The sequence below is a fragment of the Psychroserpens jangbogonensis genome, from assembly GCF_000797465.1.
Lineage (GTDB): Bacteria > Bacteroidota > Bacteroidia > Flavobacteriales > Flavobacteriaceae > Psychroserpens > Psychroserpens jangbogonensis.
The window spans coordinates 153,034-169,376 of record NZ_JSWG01000006.1 but is presented as its reverse complement, the minus strand read 5'-3'; the positions used below and the strand labels follow the sequence as shown (position 1 = coordinate 169,376).

The 16,343-nt window shown below is 32.7% G+C and carries 15 protein-coding genes; 9 read left to right on the top strand and 6 right to left on the bottom strand.

Annotated elements, in window-relative coordinates; translation table 11 throughout:
* The first annotated feature begins 46 nt into the window (after nt 1-46).
* The 3 genes from RH81_RS04190 to RH81_RS04180 all read left to right on the top strand — a co-directional run bounded on the left by RH81_RS04190 (nt 47) and on the right by RH81_RS04180 (nt 2,153).
* Nucleotides 47-709: an ABC transporter ATP-binding protein gene (locus RH81_RS04190; protein WP_033958165.1), complete on the top strand. Its 663-nt coding sequence runs from the start codon at nt 47-49 to the stop codon at nt 707-709.
* A 98-nt stretch (nt 710-807) separates the two neighbouring features.
* Entirely contained in the window at nt 808-1,446 is a 639-nt protein-coding gene (locus RH81_RS04185; RefSeq protein WP_033958163.1) for a peptidylprolyl isomerase, read from the top strand.
* Entirely contained in the window at nt 1,446-2,153 is a 708-nt protein-coding gene (locus RH81_RS04180) for a 16S rRNA (uracil(1498)-N(3))-methyltransferase (protein WP_033958160.1), read from the top strand. The genes RH81_RS04185 and RH81_RS04180 overlap by 1 nt, the downstream gene beginning before the upstream one ends.
* Nucleotides 2,154-2,253: 100 nt before the next feature.
* Here RH81_RS04180 and capB read toward each other — a convergent pair whose 3' ends face one another.
* The 3 genes from capB to RH81_RS04165 form a co-directional block, all read right to left on the bottom strand.
* Complete coding sequence (gene capB, locus RH81_RS04175) at nt 2,254-3,513, bottom strand: cysteate-C-fatty acyltransferase (RefSeq protein WP_033958153.1); 1,260 nt, start codon at nt 3,511-3,513, stop codon at nt 2,254-2,256.
* A gap of 154 nt (nt 3,514-3,667) precedes the next feature.
* A complete protein-coding gene (gene capA, locus RH81_RS04170) occupies nt 3,668-4,705 on the bottom strand; it encodes a cysteate synthase (RefSeq protein ID WP_033958148.1) in 1,038 nt (345 codons plus the stop codon).
* A gap of 75 nt (nt 4,706-4,780) precedes the next feature.
* Complete coding sequence (locus tag RH81_RS04165; protein WP_033958145.1) at nt 4,781-6,841, bottom strand: S9 family peptidase; 2,061 nt, start codon at nt 6,839-6,841, stop codon at nt 4,781-4,783.
* Nucleotides 6,842-6,903: 62 nt separating this feature from the next.
* On the opposite strand from RH81_RS04165, the gene RH81_RS04160 reads away from it, so the two are divergent.
* Nucleotides 6,904-7,218, top strand: a complete 315-nt coding sequence (locus tag RH81_RS04160; protein WP_033958142.1) for a YbaB/EbfC family nucleoid-associated protein — start codon at nt 6,904-6,906, stop codon at nt 7,216-7,218.
* Nucleotides 7,219-7,251: 33 nt separating this feature from the next.
* Here RH81_RS04160 and RH81_RS04155 read toward each other — a convergent pair whose 3' ends face one another.
* Both RH81_RS04155 and RH81_RS04150 read right to left on the bottom strand, forming a co-directional pair.
* Nucleotides 7,252-8,271, bottom strand: coding sequence for a threonine aldolase family protein (locus RH81_RS04155; RefSeq protein WP_033958139.1), 1,020 nt, complete (start codon nt 8,269-8,271; stop codon nt 7,252-7,254).
* Nucleotides 8,272-8,274: 3 nt separating this feature from the next.
* Nucleotides 8,275-10,680: a zinc-dependent metalloprotease gene (locus RH81_RS04150; protein ID WP_033958136.1), complete on the bottom strand. Its 2,406-nt coding sequence runs from the start codon at nt 10,678-10,680 to the stop codon at nt 8,275-8,277.
* Nucleotides 10,681-11,043: 363 nt separating this feature from the next.
* On the opposite strand from RH81_RS04150, the gene RH81_RS04145 reads away from it, so the two are divergent.
* The 5 genes from RH81_RS04145 to RH81_RS04125 all read left to right on the top strand — a co-directional run bounded on the left by RH81_RS04145 (nt 11,044) and on the right by RH81_RS04125 (nt 16,052).
* Nucleotides 11,044-11,487 (top strand): GNAT family N-acetyltransferase, encoded by a 444-nt coding sequence (locus tag RH81_RS04145; RefSeq protein WP_033958133.1) that lies wholly within the window; start codon nt 11,044-11,046, stop codon nt 11,485-11,487.
* A 58-nt stretch (nt 11,488-11,545) separates the two neighbouring features.
* Nucleotides 11,546-12,656, top strand: a protein-coding gene (prfB, locus tag RH81_RS04140) for a peptide chain release factor 2 (RefSeq protein ID WP_152604781.1) whose coding sequence is annotated in 2 segments (ribosomal slippage) — nt 11,546-11,608 and nt 11,610-12,656 — 1,110 coding nt in all. Because the reading frame shifts where the segments join, the coding sequence is not laid out codon by codon here.
* A gap of 3 nt (nt 12,657-12,659) precedes the next feature.
* Nucleotides 12,660-13,001, top strand: coding sequence for an arsenate reductase (glutaredoxin) (gene arsC, locus RH81_RS04135; protein ID WP_033958131.1), 342 nt, complete (start codon nt 12,660-12,662; stop codon nt 12,999-13,001).
* Between the two features lie 26 nt (nt 13,002-13,027).
* Entirely contained in the window at nt 13,028-13,459 is a 432-nt protein-coding gene (locus tag RH81_RS04130; RefSeq protein WP_033958129.1) for a hypothetical protein, read from the top strand.
* 127 nt (nt 13,460-13,586) lie between these two features.
* Entirely contained in the window at nt 13,587-16,052 is a 2,466-nt protein-coding gene (locus RH81_RS04125) for a TonB-dependent receptor (protein ID WP_033958126.1), read from the top strand.
* Between the two features lie 81 nt (nt 16,053-16,133).
* Here RH81_RS04125 and RH81_RS04120 read toward each other — a convergent pair whose 3' ends face one another.
* Nucleotides 16,134-16,313 (bottom strand): hypothetical protein, encoded by a 180-nt coding sequence (locus RH81_RS04120; protein ID WP_033958125.1) that lies wholly within the window; start codon nt 16,311-16,313, stop codon nt 16,134-16,136.
* Nucleotides 16,314-16,343: the final 30 nt, after the last annotated feature.

The window sequence follows — 16,343 nt, the reverse complement described above, 5'->3', positions numbered from 1 at the left end:
GTACATGACATCATAAAGTATTACTTTTAACCTCTATCAAAAGCAAATGATTCAGGTAAAAAACATTCATAAATATTATGGTGATCTTCACGTTCTAAAAGGTGTTAATCTCGAAATTAAAAAGGGAGAAATCGTCTCAATTGTTGGAGCTTCTGGTGCAGGAAAAACAACACTCTTACAAATTCTAGGAACCTTAGATAAAATAGATCACAAGACTGATGATGCATTATTAATAAATAATACTGATGTTTCTAAACTCAATGACAAGTCACTAGCCAAGTTTAGAAATGACCATATTGGGTTTATTTTTCAATTCCACCAGTTACTACCAGAATTTACAGCTTTAGAAAATGTATGTATTCCAGCATTCATAAATGGGAAGAATCAGTCCGAAGCCGAAAAGCGAGCAAAAGAGCTTTTAGATTTTCTTGGTCTCACAGATCGTTATCATCACAAGCCAAATGAACTTTCAGGTGGAGAACAACAACGTGTAGCTGTGGCCCGAGCTCTTATTAATGATCCTGAACTCATTTTTGCTGATGAACCTTCTGGTAATTTAGATAGCGAATCGGCTGAAAATCTTCACAACCTCTTTTTTAAACTTAGAGATGAGTTTGGCCAAACCTTCATAATTGTTACTCATAATCAAGAACTGGCAGATATGGCAGACCGTAAATTAACTATGGTTGACGGTAGAATAGAGTTATAATTTTAAGTTATAAACAATCGATTCTTTAAAACTTCATTTGACTTCTGTTTAATGATTTGTCTTTCGCTTTAAATTTGACTAACATAAACAACTTAACTATGCTTAAAAATATACTATTACTACTTATATGTGTAACTACAACAGTGTGCTTTTCTCAAAATGATTTTGAAAGTGAAATAGATTCAGTACAAACTCTTGATGAAGCCAAGATATTCGTTAAAAAAAACAAATCATTTAAAGGGAAAGTTATCACTTTTAATAAGGAAAAGCATCACACTAAAATCGCTGAAGAACTTTTCCGATTGGGAAAAGGCTCAAAAAAGGTTTATAAAACTGACATGTCAAAAACGTATTATAAGGTAGTTGACAAAAATGAGATTCCGTACCAAAAACTCAGCTATATATTTTTTGATGGAAAGAAGAAATCTATGGAAGAGATAAATATCCTTAGACAAAACATTGTGGCTAAATACAATAGTGGTTTTCGTTTTGAAGATTTAGCAAAACACTACTCTATGGATACTAATGCCAAAAGAGGTGGTGATTTAGGTTGGATAACGAAAGGAGATTTACATCCAGATTTTGAAGCTCAAGTGCTAGACAGTCCACATGAAGTTGATGATGTTTTTACTATTGATATTCCAGATCAACAATGGTATTATGTAATTCTAAAAACTGAGGACACAAAATATATTGAAGAAATAAAGGTTCTTAAAGTAACTGAACCTGTTAAATAATGCAGCTATTTTATAATTCGGAATTATCTCAAGATAATGACCAAATTCAATTTTCTAAAGAAGAAAGTAAGCACATCATAAGAGTTTTGAGAAAATCTCTTGGTGATACACTTCATATTACTAATGGAAAAGGTGTTCTGTTTACTTCTGAAATCATTTCAGCAGATCAAAAAAACTGTAAAGCAAAGATCATAAATTCTGAAATTCAGTCCAAAAGAACATATAGTTTGCATTTAGCGGTTGCTCCTACTAAAATGAATGACCGCTACGAATGGTTTCTAGAAAAAGCTACTGAAATTGGAATTGACAGCATCACTCCTATTATTTGCGATAATAGTGAACGTCGCGTTATAAAAGCAGAACGTTATGAGAAAATTACTCTTTCTGCGATGAAACAGTCTTTAGACTGCTATTTACCGAAACTTCATGAGGCTATCAATTATAAAGACTTTATTGCTCAAAATCATGAAGGAGCATTGTTTATTGCACATTGTGAAGAAACAAACAGAAAATCTCTCAAACACGAATTAAGTGCCAATACAGAGATTACTATTCTAATTGGACCTGAAGGAGATTTTAGTAGTAAAGAAATAGAATTAGCTATTCAATCTAGTTTTACGCCAATAACATTAGGAGAGACACGTTTAAGAACAGAAACTGCAGCGATAGTTGCTTGTCATTCAGTTGCTTTTGTTAATGAATTATAACTTTAGACTTGAGTTGTTAATCATCTTTAAGTCAGTGAATTAAATACAAAAAAAACCAATGATTTCTCATTGGTTTTTTTATTCTAATATATTGTTTTATTTATTCACCCATTGCAGCAATTACTGCAGCAGATAAACGTTTGTAAGTTCCATTTTCTAAGCGTTCTCTAATCGCATCAAAAGCATCAAGAGTTTCATTTACATCTTCAATAGTATGAGTTGCCGTAGGTATCATTCTTAAAAGAATTAAACCTTTTGGAATTACAGGATACACAACTATAGAACAGAAAACACCGTAGTTTTCACGTAAATCACGAACTAATGCCATTGCTTCAGGAATACTTCCTTTAAGATATACTGGAGTTACACAACTTTGAGTTGTTCCAATATCAAATCCACGTTTTTTTAATCCAGATTGCAATGCATCCACAATTGTCCAAAGGTTCTCTTTTAACTCTGGCATTGTTTTTAACATCTGCAAACGTTTACGAGCTCCAACTACAAGTTGCATTTGAAGTGATTTTGCAAACATTTGTGAACGTAAGTTATATTTTAAGTAATCTATAATTTCTTGATCAGCAGCAATAAACGCTCCTGTGCTTGCCATAGATTTAGCAAACGTAGCGAAATATACATCAATATCATCTTGTACACCTTGTTCTTCACCAGCACCTGCGCCAGTCTTTCCTAAAGTTCCAAAACCATGTGCATCATCAACAAAAAATCTAAAATTAAACCTCTTTTTAAGTTCAACAATTTCTTTTAAACGACCTTGTTCACCACGCATTCCAAACACACCTTCAGAAATCACTAAAATTCCTCCTCCAGTTTGCTCAGCCATTTTAGTGGCTCTTTCTAAGTTTTTTTCAAGACTTTCAACATCATTATGTTTGTAAGTGAAACGTTTTCCCATATGTAAACGTACACCATCAATAATACAAGCATGAGCATCAACATCATAAACAATAATGTCATCTTTTGAAACCAAAGCATCAATGGTAGAAACCATTCCTTGGTAACCAAAATTTAATAAATATGATGCTTCTTTATTTACAAATTCAGCAAGCTCAATTTGTAGTTGTTCATGAAGATCTGTATGACCAGACATCATTCGTGCTCCCATTGGGTAAGCTGAGCCATATTCAGCAGCAGCTTCCGCATCGACCTTTCTAACCTCAGGATGGTTAGCAAGACCAAGATAATCGTTAATACTCCAAGTAATTACGTCTTTACCTTGAAACTTCATTCTATTAGATATTTTACCTTCTAGCTTAGGAAAAACGAAATAACCTTCGGCATGCGAAGCCCATTTTCCTAACGGTCCTTTATCTTTATAAATCTTTTCAAATAAATCCTTCATTTAAAGCTATTAATTTTAGTCTAATTAGTTGGAGCAAAATTAGTCAATTATATTATGACTGCATAATATTTTTAAGACCAATGTTTATAAGCCCTATATGCATAAAATCCTATCACAATTAAATGTAATAGGACTCTATACTTAATAAATAATTTTATTTTATATACTGAATACTTTCAGCAACTTCAGTTTTACTATCAAAGAAACCTTGTTCTCCCATCCATTTATCACTATAAACTTTACTCATGTAACGTGATCCATGATCTGGAAATATAACAACTACGTTATCTCCTTTTTTGAACTCTCCTTCTTCGTTAAGTTGCTTTAGAGCTTGCATTGCTGCTCCACTTGTATAACCTACAAATAATCCTTCACTTCTTGAGATTTCACGTGCTGTATGTGCACTTTCTTCATCCGTTACTTTGATGAATTTGTCAATTAAATCGAAGTCTGTTGCAGTAGGAATTAAGTTTTTACCTAATCCTTCTATTCTATATGGATATATTTCCTTTTCATCAAACTCACGTGTTTCATGATATTTCTTCAATACAGAACCAAAAGCATCAACACCAATTACTTTGACATTAGGATTTTGTTCTTTTAAGTATTTAGAAATTCCTGAAATAGTTCCGCCAGTTCCACTACAAGCAATTAAATGCGTAATTTCTCCTTCTGTTTGATTCCAGATTTCTGGACCAGTAGAATTATAGTGTGCATCAATATTTAATTGATTAAAATATTGATTGATATAAATAGAACCTTTAATTTCATTATGTAAACGCTTAGCTACTTGGTAGTATGAGCGTGGATCGTCTGCACTAACATTAGCTGGACACACATAAACTTGTGCTCCCATAGATTTTAGCATATCGATCTTATCTGCTGAAGATTTAGAACTTACAGCTAAGATACATTCATATCCTTTAATGATACTAACCATTGCAATACTAAAACCTGTATTACCAGAAGTTGTTTCAATAATTGTATCACCAGGAGATAAAATGCCTTGTCTTTCGGCTTCTTCTATAATATGAAGTGCAATTCTGTCTTTTGACGAATGACCTGGATTAAAAGCTTCTACTTTTGCGAAGAAATCACCTTCAAAGCCTTTAGTCATTTTGTTTAATTTGATAAGCGGTGTTTTACCAATTAATTGTAAAACATTATCAAATACATGTTTGTCTTGTTTCATAAATGCTATTTATCAGTTTCAATTTCATTTAGAATTGAAACATAAAACCTTGCAAAACTACTATTTTTTTTGAAACTAACTAGTAATTCCTTCTAAGTCTAGTAAAAAGGCATATTCTTGAGCATCTTCTTTTAATGCCTCAAATCGTCCGGAAGCTCCGCCATGACCAGCTTCCATGTTGGTGACAAGATATAATTTGTTAGTATCTTGTTTATAAGTTCTGAGCTTAGAAACCCACTTTGCTGGCTCCCAATACTGTACTTGTGAATCATGTAAAGCCGTGGTAACCAATAGATTTGGAAAATTTTGCTTTTTTAAATTGTCGTAAGGTGAATAGCTCTTGATGTAGTTGTAGTATTCGCTTTTATTTGGATTTCCCCATTCATCATACTCACCTGTTGTTAATGGAATCGTATCATCTAACATAGTAGTTACAACATCAACGAAAGGTACAGCGGCAATAATGCCATTATAAAGTTCAGGTGCTTCATTGACGATTACTCCCATTAACAAACCTCCTGCGCTTCCTCCCATGGCATACAAATGTGATTTAGATGTATAGCCTTCAGTTATCAAATGTTTTGAGCAATCTATAAAATCGGTAAATGTATTTTTCTTTTTAAGAAGTTTTCCATCCTCATACCATTGTCTGCCTAAGTATTCTCCTCCTCTAACATGCGTTATAACATGTATAAAACCTCTATCTAATAAACTCAATCGTATTGTTGAAAAATATGGATCTATTGTAGAACCATAACTTCCGTAAGCATATTGTAATATAGGTGCATTGCCATCTAACTTTGTGTCTTTTCTTCTAACCACTGACATTGGAATTTTAGTTCCATCTTTAGCAGTAGCCCAAATTCGTTCAGAAGTATAGTTGTCTTTATCAAAATTAGGACCTAAAACCTCTTGCTCTTTTTTGATTTCTTTTGCTTTAGTTCGCATATTGAAATCGATTACAGAAGATGGATTTGTCAATGAATTATATGCATACCTTAAGGTTTCAGTGTCAAAATCGACGTTTGTTCCAACATTGGCTGTATATGTTTCGTTATCAAATGGCAAATAATAATCTTCCGTTTTATCCCATCGCATGATTCTGATATGATTCAAGCCATTAGTGCGCTCGCTTACTACAAGGTAATCTTTGAAAATATCAATATCTTCAATAAGTACATCTTTTCTATGAGCTATCACTTCAGTCCAATTATCGACTTTAGTAGTTTCTTCAGATGTTTTCATGAGCTTAAAGTTGGTCGCTTCATCTTTATTGGTAACTACATAAAAATGATTCTCAAAGTGAGAAATGCTATATTCTAAGCCTCTAATTCGCTTTTGAAAGACTTTAAATTCATTATCTGGTGTATTAGCATCAAGGATATGAAATTCATTAGTAAGTGTGCTATAACAAGCGATAATGATATATTTCCTAGACTTAGATTTGTAAACAGCTACTCCAAATGTATCATCATCCTCAGTGAATACAACTACATCTTCTTCTTCAGGATCACCAATTTTATGTTTATAGATTTCATTTGCTCGAAGGGTCTGCTCGTCTTTTTTCGAGTAAAAAATTGTACAATTGTCATTTGCCCAAGTTGAAGAACCTGTAGTGTTTTCAATAACATCTGAAAACACTTCATTTGTAATTAAACTTTTTACTTGAAGATTATATTGACGTCTTCCAACCGTATCTACACCAAATGAAATCATAGTATTGTCAGGACTTACACTTAATCCTACTAATCTGAAATATCCATGACCTTTGGCCATTTCATTACAATCAAATACTAATTCTTCTTTGGCTTCTAGGCTTTCTTTTTTACGTATATATATTGGATAATCTTTACCCTTCTCGTAGCGGACTAAATACCAGTAACCATTGTATTTGTAGGGAACGGAAGAATCATCTTCTTTAATTCTAGCTTTCATTTCATCAAAAAGCTGCTTTTCAAAATCTTTAGTATGCGCTGTTTCTTGCTCATAGAAATCATTTTCAGCTTTTAAATAATCTAATACATTTTGATCCTCACGTTGATTTAACCAAAAATAGTTGTCAATTCTAAGGTCATTATGGATTTCTAGCTCTTTTGGTATTTGTCTTGCAACAGGAACTTCGATAGTCGTCTTCATTTTTCTTTTTAAAAGTCTGGCAATTTACTAATTTTGCAACTTATAATTTAAAACTTAACAATATGTTTGGAGATATGATGGGAATGATGGGTAAACTTAAAGAGACCCAGAAGAAAGTTGAAGAAACTAAAGAGCGCCTTCACAGTGTTTTAATTGACGAGAATAGTAGTGATAACAAGCTAAAAGTTACTATTACAGCTAATCGAACTATAAAATCAATTGCCATTGATGACGAATTGCTTCAAGATAAGGACATGTTAGAGGATTATCTTATTCTCACCTTAAACAAAGCTATTGAACGTGCAACAACGGTTCATGAAACTGAAGTTGCTGCAGTAGCAAAGGCTGGAATGCCTAATATTCCTGGTTTGGGATAAGGTTAAATAATTTTCAAATACTTCGCTTGTCTACTAAAACTCATTCAAAATATCTAGAAGGTGTTTGTGCATGGCATCTGTATAATCTAAATGAGTGACCATTCGAAGTTTATTACTTCCCATTCCTATAATGTGAATGTCTTTATCTGATAATTGTTTTAGGAATTCGCTTTCATCAACATGAGGTTCCAATTCAAAAATAACAATGTTGGTTTCTATAGGTTCTACTTTTGCTATTATTGATAGGTCTTCTAAAACTGCACCAATTTCTTTAGCTTTTTTATGATCTTCAGATAATCTGTCTAAGTGATGATCTAATGCATACAATCCAGCTGCAGCCAAATAACCAACTTGTCGCATACCTCCACCCAGTATTTTACGAACACGAATAGCGCCTTGCATTAAATCCTTATCTCCAATTAAAACTGAACCAATTGGGCAACCTAATCCTTTACTAAAACAAACTGATATCGTATCAAATAATTGTCCGTAGTCTTTTGCTTTTTCCTTGGTTGTTGCAAGTGCATTCCATAGTCGAGCACCATCTAAGTGATATCCTAAATTATGTGTATCACAAACTTTTCTAATTCGCTTTAGTTCTTCAAAATCCCAACAAGCTCCTCCTCCTTTATTAGTTGTGTTTTCAACTTCAACCAATGTTGTTAGTGGACTATGATAAAAATCTGGAGGATTAATAGACGCTTCTACCTGAGAAGCCGTAAACATACCACGATTACCATCAATAAGTTTACAAGAAATTCCACTATTGAAAGAAGCTCCTCCTCCTTCATAGTTATAAATATGTGAATATTTATCACAAATCACTTGCTCGCCTGGATTAGTATGCAACTTCAAAGCTGTTTGATTTGCCATACTTCCTGTTGGGAAAAACAAAGCTTGATCTTTACCAAACATATCAGCTAAACGCTTTTCTAGAGCATTAACTGAAGGATCTTCTTTATAAACATCATCACCAACTTCGGCAGACATCATAGCGTCTAACATACCTTTAGTTGGTTTGGTTACCGTATCACTTCTTAAATCTATAATCATAGTCTAGTTAGAATTGTAATTACATAAATCACTTCCAATTGGAGATCCATCTGGGATTTTTGGTGTGACTTCAATTTTAAATTTTTCTGGATGCTCTCTAAATTCATTTATCATCATTATGTAATGTGAACTATATGGAGTTGATTGTCTTTTATCAGTATTAAATAAAGAATTGATAGCATTGTTAGCTTTTACCTTTACTTGCAATAGTGATTTGTTATTAGAAGCTAAATTCATTAAATGAATAAGAACACGTTCATTAATTAGTTGCTGTACTTCGCTTTTGTAAGGATCACTATATGTTTTTCCGAAAGAGCCATTTATAACTTGTTGCAGCATATCATCTAAAGATAATTGGTTAGCATCTAAACTCATTTGCTGAATCATTCTATTTGCACGTTGAGGATGCAATAATAAACCTAATGTCATATCACTAGCTGTTGCAGCTGCACTCATTGGATCAAATGCTACGCCTGTTTGACTTGAAAATGATTCACGACTTCTGCCATACCCAAAAGCTCTTGGAGGAAATAACTCAAGTTTATCTTTTGGAATGGCTAATGCATCAGATGATAACGTTTTTAAAATTGCATCTAAGGCATCCCTTTGTAATTTAGCATCTACTACTTTTACAATGGTTTGACCGTCACCTTTCACAGCATAATTATAATCTAAGCCACCAACAACCTTGACAGCTGCTTCTGTTTGGAATCTATGAAAGAAATAAAGAGGTACAAACACATCTTCTAAAACTGAATATGGTTGACCATCACGTATATTATCTTTAGAAAAATTTGAAATGGCTTTTTGTCTTACAGCTAAAACATTGTTTAATTCTTCTGAAGCAGATTTACCATTATCCCAAAGATGAGCAAATGCGTGTGCTCCTCCTTTAGCTCTAGCATCACTATCTGAGATAAATTGTAAGCCATTAGAATCGGCATCCTTTAAAATTTTATTTAAAGCTTCCTTTTCATTTTTACTATTATCAAATTCAATATAACTATAAGCGACAGTAACTTTATCCCAATTACCAATACCAACAGCATAAGCATCACTTAAATCAATGTTTCCGTTGGTCAATTTTACTGATGGATGTGGATAATCCATAACTGAAGCTCTACCTTTTGTACTTGCAGCAAAATTATGAGCAAAACCAATGGTATGACCAACTTCGTGAGCGCTTAACTGACGAATTCTACCCAAAGCCATATCTAACATAGGTTGATAATTGTCATCACGTTCAGCAAATGGTTTGTCTAATAACGCTTGAGCTATCATAAAATCTTGACGAATACGTAAACTTCCTAAGCTTACATGACCTTTAATAATTTCTCCTGTTCTAGGATCAATAACACTTCCGCCATAACTCCATCCTCTAGTAGAACGATGCACCCATTGAATCACATTATAGCGACAATCCATAGGATCAGCATCTGAAGGTAACATTTTCACCTGGAAAGCATCTTTAAAACCAATAGTCTCATAAGCTTGATTCCACCATCGAGCTCCTTCTAAAAGTGCTGAACGCACAGGTTCTGGTGTTCCTGGATCTAGATAATATATAATTGGTTCTTTAGCTTCACTTAAATCAGCCTTAGGATTTTTCTTTTCTAATCGATGGCGAATGATATAGCGTTTTCTAATAGGCTCTTGAATTGGTGTTGCATAATCCAAATATGACATTGAAATTGCTCCACTTCTAACGTCAAACTCTCTCATTTTATAACCAGCATCTGGTAATTCAATAAAACTATGATGTTGAATTACACTCACTAAAGAGGCTGTAGGAGTCACACTTCTTATATTTTTTCCTATAGGCTGTCCTTTAAAAGTGAGTAGAGCTTCAAACTCTACATTCTTAGGGAAAGCTTTTGTTCGATCGAGTGATAAAGCGCTTTTAGATTTATCTAATTTATAGTTTCCCTCTTTACTTCGCTTAAAAACCGAAGCAACACCATGAGCATCTTCCATTAAAAAAGGAGTCAAATCAATTATATAGGTGCCGTTATTTTCTCCTTCAATTTTAAATCCGAATAATACTGATTTGGCAAAAGCCTGCTCAATACTTTTCTTTTCAAGTTCATTATCTGTAATCGCTCGATAGTTCTGATTTGGCTGAATTAATAACAACTTATTACCGGCTTTTTCAAATTTTACAATTCGTTCTCTTCCCAATTGCCCTCTGTCTAAACCGATATCATTAGAACCCACTCCAGTTGCAAGAGAGTTTACATATAGAAATTCTTTGTTTAAACCTTTAACCTCTAAGTAGATTTTATCCTGAGCTTCCTCATAATAAAACTTAAAGAACCCATTATAATTTTCAAGTTCTTTATTGTCTAATACCTGTGAGAATACAGGTGAAACTAATAGACATAAAACGGTGTAGAATAGTTGTTTTTTCATTTTGAATAATTAGTGTATAAAACTACATAATTTATGTGAATTGATAATTGTGACCAAGAGAAATAAAACGTGTCTTATAAATTAGAAACTTGCAGTCTAAATAATGTTTTAAGTCTGCATAAATTTTAAACACTGAAAGCCCTATACCAAAGATTAAAAATTGTTGTAAAGCTAGTTAGAAATGGAAATTTAAAGCCAATTCTTGATGGACTTTGCAAACGTTTATATTCAAAAACCATTTTTATTGGCTTAGAGGCAACACCATATCAGCTTAGTAAATCAATTTCAAATATTGATATCAGAATAAGACCATTTGAAGCAACTGATATCAATTCTCTTAACGAAGAGTACAGACATGCAAGATTGGTAGAAGAGCAAATACCACAGTGTTATGTTGCAACTACAAAAGAAAATGTAACAATCTACAGACAATGGTTATTTACGCATAAAGCCCAACAACAAATAACAGATTACTTCGGTCCTGTTTTTCCTGAAATAAATAAAAATGAAGCTATAATTGAAGGCATATTTACGCATCCAGATTATAGAGGGTTACGCGTCATGTCTAATGCTATGTCACAAATAGTAAAACAACAACAGTATAAAAACCTTAACAGGATTATTGCTTTTGTTGAAGAAGAAAACATATCGAGTCTCAAAGGTTTTTATAGAATGGGCTTTACTCCTTACATAATTAGACAGGAAAACTGGTTCCTTTTTAAAGGGAATATATCATTCAATCAAATTCTTGATAAAGTTCAAAATAATTATTTAAATGCTCCGTCATATATTTCATTTGAAACATAATTAAGTTTTAGTTTTTTCTGAATGATTTATATCTTATTTTCGTTTAAAATTTCACACTATGATTACTTCAGATCAAATTAAAGATCTTAATACACGCCTTGATAAACTAAGGCACTATCTTTGACATAGATGCCAAATTAATAGAAATTTCTAACGAAGAAGAACAAACTTTTGATCCAAACTTCTGGAACGATTCCAAGCAAGCAGAATTGGTTATGAAATCGCTTCGTGAGAAAAAAAGTTGGGTTGAAGACTATAAATCAGGAATTACCTTATTAGAAGATCTTGAAGTTATATACGAGTTTTACAAAGAGGAAGAAGCTACTGTAGAAAATGTTGAAAGCAGGTATCAAAAAGCTTTACTTCTTATCGAAAAACTTGAATTCAAAAATATGTTATCTGAAGAAGGTGATAGTTTAAGCGCTGTTCTTCAAATAACTGCTGGAGCTGGTGGTACTGAATCCTGTGATTGGGCAAGTATGCTGATGCGCATGTACTTAATGTATGCTGAAAAGAGCGGATTTAAAGTTAAAGAACTCAACTTTCAAGAAGGAGACGTTGCAGGAATAAAAACGGTGACATTAGAAATTCAAGGCGATTATGCTTTTGGTTGGCTTAAAGGAGAAAATGGTGTACATCGATTAGTTAGAATTTCACCTTTTGATAGTAATGCCAAACGACATACTAGTTTTGCGTCTGTTTATGTATATCCTTTAGTTGATGATACTATAGAAATTGATATTAATCCTGCAGATATTGAAATTACAACAGCAAGATCAAGTGGAGCTGGTGGACAAAACGTTAACAAAGTTGAAACTAAAGTTCAGTTGACTCACAAGCCATCAGGAATTCAGATTTCATGTTCAGAAACACGTTCACAACATGATAATAGATCTCGTGCTATGCAAATGCTGAAGTCTCAGTTATATGAAATAGAATTGCAAAAGCAAATGGCTCAACGAGATGATATTGAAGCTGGTAAAATGAAGATTGAATGGGGAAGTCAAATCCGTAACTATGTAATGCATCCTTATAAGTTAGTTAAAGATGTAAGGTCTGCCCATGAAACTGGGAATGTAGATGCCGTTATGGATGGAGATTTGGAACCATTTTTGAAAGCTTACTTAATGATGATGGGACAAAAAGAAGAAAATCCTAACCAATTATAAACTATGATTACAATTTATCACAATTCACGTTGCAGTAAATCTAGAGAAGGACTTCAAGTTTTAGAAAATTCTGGCAAGGATTTTGAAGTCATTAAATATCTTGACGAACTAATTTCCGAAGCAAAACTAAAAGAGATAATAGCATTATTAAATATTAAGCCTATTGACTTGGTTAGAAAAAATGAAGCAATTTGGAAATCTGATTATAAGGGAAAAGATTTAACAGATGATAATATCATATCAGCAATGGTGAAAAACCCAAAACTTATTGAACGACCAATTGTTGTCAGTAATGGAAAAGCCGTGATTGGTAGACCTCCATCTTTGATAATTGAAATAATTTAATTGATATAAATAAGATATTCAATATTATGATTAGTAAAAAATATATACTGATTGCTTTGGCATTTATGTTTAGTTTACAAGGTTTCTCACAAACAGATGCGCAGATTAAATATGATAAAGAGCGCTATGAAAAAAAGAGTAAAGAAATAAAAGCTCAACTGATTAGCGATATAGTAGAAGCTCTAAAAGTAGATGATTTTAAACAGCATATTATTACACTATCCATAGAATCGTACTTTGTAGAAATCACAAAAATTTATATGTATGATCTACGAGCCTTTGAAAAAGAAGATCTAGTTACTGAGCTTGATAAAAGACATTTTAATGATATAAAAACCATATTAGATCAAGAACAAATTGATTTTATATTAAATCAAATCAAAGGGGATTGGAAAAAAGATCAAAAGGATAAGAAAAAGAAGAAAAAAAAGAAGAATGATCGAAAAAAAGATAATTAATTCGACAACAATACTTTGCCTTTGTAAAGGTTTTATTTTATTTGTTTAACAAAAGATTAACCGTTTACAATCACAAGTAATTTTATTTTTACACATCTAAAGTAGCATATAATATTATTACTTAATTATGAAATTAAAATTGACTCTACTCTTATTACTAATCACTGCGATTAGTTTTGCTCAAAAAGAAGTTATTATTACTGGTAAAGTCATTGATGCAGAGGAAAACTTTCCATTAGAATACGCTACAATTTCTTTCATTAACAAGACAGCGAACACTGTTGTAACTGGTGGAATTACAGATCTCGACGGTAAGTTCGAAATTGTAGTTCCCTCTGGAATTTACGATGTTAAAATTGAATACTTATCCTATAAGACAAAAACTTATTCTGATAAGTTATTTGACAAAAGTATAGACCTAGGAACCGTTGGTTTATCTCTCAATCTTGAAGCTCTAGATACAGTAGAAATTATTGCTGAACGAACAACAGCTGAGATAAAACTGGATAAAAAAGTATATACCATAGGTAAAGATTTAACTGTTCGAGGAGGAACCGTTAGTGATGTCTTAGATAATGTCCCTTCTGTTTCAGTAGATGTTGAAGGAAATGTTGCTTTACGAGGAAACGACAACGTAAGAATATTAATTAATGGCAAGCCATCTGGTTTAGTCGGACTTAATTCCACTGAAGCTTTACGTCAGTTACCAGCAGAGGCAATAGAACGTGTTGAAGTAATTACTTCTCCTTCGGCTAGGTATGATGCTGAAGGCACAGCAGGTATTTTAAACATTATATTAAGGCGAAGTAAACTTCAAGGTCTTAATGGAGCAATAACTGTAAATGGAGGTTATCCAACACAAGCAGGAATTTCAGGAAATATAAATTATAGAACTGGTGATTTTAATTTTTTCAATACCACGAGTTATAACTACAGAGAGATTCCTGGTAATGCGTATTCAAATTCTGAGTTTATACCTTCAGGTGATCGATTAGAAGAAACAAGAACGTTTGACCGCGAACGAAAAGGTCTTAGTACAAATTTGGGTGTAGAATGGTATATTAATGATACTGCTTCTTTGACAACTTCTATTCAATATCGTGATAGTAATAATGAACAAGAAAGCACAAACAGAATTGTAGAGTTTGAGAATTCTTCAAATACAACAACATTCAGAAATCGTTTTGACCCAGAATTTGAAGACGACAAAACTATTCAGTATAGTGTGAATTTTGACAAGCAATTTGGTGATGATTCAGAGCATCGTTTTACTGCCAACTTTCAATATGAATCTAGTACAGAAACAGAGGCATCATTAATTCAACAAGATGGTATTGATGTCGAAGATGTCACAACAGATGAAAGCCAAGATCGTGTTTTTTTACAAAGTGATTATGTCCTGCCTGTTGGAGAAGTCAGTCAGTTTGAATTTGGTTATCAAGGTCGCTTTTTAACGCTTGACACTGATTATGAAATATCGTTTAGAGATAATAATACTGGTTTGTTTGAACGCAGTACAGGTTTAAGCAATAACTTGGTTTATAGAGAATACGTAAATGGATTTTACACACAGTTTGGTAGTAAAATAAAAACGAAGTTTAGTTATCTTCTTGGTTTACGAATGGAAGGCACAAGAATAACTATTGACCAAGAAACAACTAATCAATTTGATAGAAAAAGTTATGTAAACTTCTTCCCTACTGTAAATTTGGCCTACGAACTTGGTGAAGATGAAAATGTAACACTTGGTTATAACCGGAGAATAAGAAGACCACGTTCACGATTTATTAACCCGTTTCCGTCTCGTAGTTCTGCAACAAATTTATTTCAAGGGAATCCAGATTTAGATCCTAGTTTTTCGAATACATTTGATTTAGGGTATTATAAAAGATTTAGTAATAAAGTATCTTTAAATACATCAGTATATTACCAACGCACTACTGATACATTTAATTTTATCAATATTGGTACAGATGATTACTTCATATTTGAAACCAATCTAATCGTTAATATTAACGATCCAAATTTTGCTCAATTAGACCAAGATTATGATTTAATCCAGATTATTCAAAGATCACCTGTAAATTTAGCTTCTAACGATCGTTATGGATTCGAGTTTACACTAACCTATAGACCAACCAAGAAATGGAATATCAACGGTAACTTTAATATCTTCCAATCGGTTACAGAAGGTACATTTGGTGATACTGATTTTGGAGCGGAAAACTTAAGTTGGTTTGTGCGTTTAAATAATAAATACACACTTCCTGGTAATATTGATTGGCAAACGCGTTTAAACTATAGAGGTCCAAGAGAAGATGCGCAAAATAAAAGCGAAGGGATTTTCTCTGCAAATCTAGCATTTAGTAAAGATTTGTTTAAAGATCGTGCTTCAATTGCAATTAATGTAAGTGATGTATTCAATTCTAGAAAACGAAAGAGTGAAACTGAAACTTCGAGTTTTAATTCTTATAGTGAGTTTCAATGGAGAGAGCGTACATTTAATTTATCGTTTACTTATCGTTTTAACCAACAGAAAAAACGTGAACGATCAGGAAGAGGAAATGGAGATAACTTTGATTTTGAAGGATAACGAGACGATTCTTCAATTACAATAAATAAAAAAGGAAACCAATTATGGTTTCCTTTTTTTATATGAATATAAACTTAACGATTAACTATTAGCAGCACGTTTAGCTTTCTTTTCTTCTTTAATCTCTTTTAAGCGTTCAATCAACGATCCGCCAATCCAATAAGGAACTACAAATGTGATTAAAAAAATCATTAACCAAAAACCTAAAGTTAAAATGGCTAGAAACGCTAAAAATCCTAAATATTGGTCAAATTCGAACATGTGGTTTTTTTTTGTTATTGCAAAGATATA